This window comes from Kitasatospora sp. NPDC001225 (assembly GCF_053597855.1).
This window is the reverse complement of record NZ_JBSFJC010000458.1, coordinates 1-1,349: the sequence shown is the minus strand read 5'-3', so window position 1 is coordinate 1,349 and position 1,349 is coordinate 1. Positions and strand designations below refer to the sequence as shown.

Below are 1,349 nucleotides of genomic sequence, written 5' to 3'. Positions count from 1 at the left end.
GTGCCCGCCGGGGTGGTGTCGCCGGCGCGCAGCACCAGCCCCTCGGTGACGGGCGGTCCGGCCGGGGTGCGTCCGCCGGGCAGCGGGGCGAGCACCCGCAGGTCGACGGAGGGCCGCAGCTCCCCGCCGAGCGAGGACCAGACGTCGGACACCGACGGCAGGCCGGTGTCGCGCCCCGCGATGTCCAGTCCGACGGTCAGTCCGAGTTCGGCGAGCGTGCCGGTGAGCAGCCGGGCGGGCAGCGTGTCGGTGGCGGTCAGGCACTGCAGCACCTCGGCGAGCAGCCGGTGCTCGTCCTGCGGCCGGTTGGTCCAGGCGGTGACCAGGTAGGCCAGTTCGAACCAGCGGGGCGCGGGACGGTGGCCGGTCACCAGGCCGTCCGCGTCGTGCTCCGCGACGGTGCCGGCCTGTCGGCGGCCGGTTTCCTCGCGGAGCCCGTACAGGAAGACGCTGACGGTGGGGGCGTTGCGCCGGGCGGCGAAGTCCCGGGTGGGGGCGTCGAAGACGACTTCGATGCCGCGTTCGGGCAGCCCGGTCTCGGCGAGCAGCTGCCGCAGCGCCTCGTCGACCTCGTGGATCACCGGCGCTCCACCTCCCCGGGCGGGCCGATGCTGCCCTCGACGACGAGGAAGGGGCAGGTCACCGGGGAGAATCCGGGGCCTTCGGCGGTGATGGTGCGCGGCCCGGTCTCGTCCTTGGGGAGGATGAGCAGCTGGCCGGCGAAGGTCCCGTCGCCCTTCGGGCGGGTGGGGGCGGCCGCGGCGGTGATGCCGGGCTGCCAGGTGAACCGGACGGGTGCGCCGGGCGGGAAGTCCACGCCGCGCACCGAGGTGACGAAGCCGGGCTTGCCGATCGGCGGCACCGCGACGATGCGGGGCTGGAGGATGCGCAGCGGGGTGCTGGCCCGGTGCGGTCCGGGGGTGGCGTCGGTGCCGGTGGTGGTGAGCTCGGCGGTGATGGTGGTGTCGAGCGCCGCGACGGGTGAGAGCACCACCCGGACGACCGCGCTGCGGCCCGGGGCCAGGTCGCTCACCGTGCAGGTGCCGTTGCGGCAGCCGGGGGGCAGGGCCCCGGTGGGCACGCCGGCGGGCAGGCCGAGGGTCAGGCGCAGTCCGGTGGCGCGGGCCTGGCCGGTGTTGCGCACGGTGTAGCTGACGGTCACGTGGCCGCCGACGTAGCCGGGGTTGGGCTGGGCGCCGACGGTGATGTCGGGGCCGGCCTGCGGCGGCGGTGCCGGAGCGGGGGCCGGGGGCGGCGGCGGTGCGGGGCTGGGCGTAGGCGCGGGCGGCGTCGCCGAGGACGGTGCGCAGGTCGGCGTACTGCTTGACGAACTTGGGCACCCGGCCGGC

Annotated in this window: 2 protein-coding genes; both read right to left on the bottom strand. The window is 76.7% G+C overall.

The window, feature by feature from the left end; translation table 11 throughout:
- A partial coding sequence (locus ACWDCZ_RS41440) for a DUF4255 domain-containing protein (RefSeq protein ID WP_449818737.1) occupies nucleotides 1-581 on the bottom strand: 581 nt, incomplete at its 3' end.
- A partial coding sequence (locus tag ACWDCZ_RS41435) for a CARDB domain-containing protein (RefSeq protein ID WP_449818736.1) occupies nucleotides 578-1,349 on the bottom strand: 772 nt, incomplete at its 5' end. The genes ACWDCZ_RS41440 and ACWDCZ_RS41435, both read right to left, overlap by 4 nt.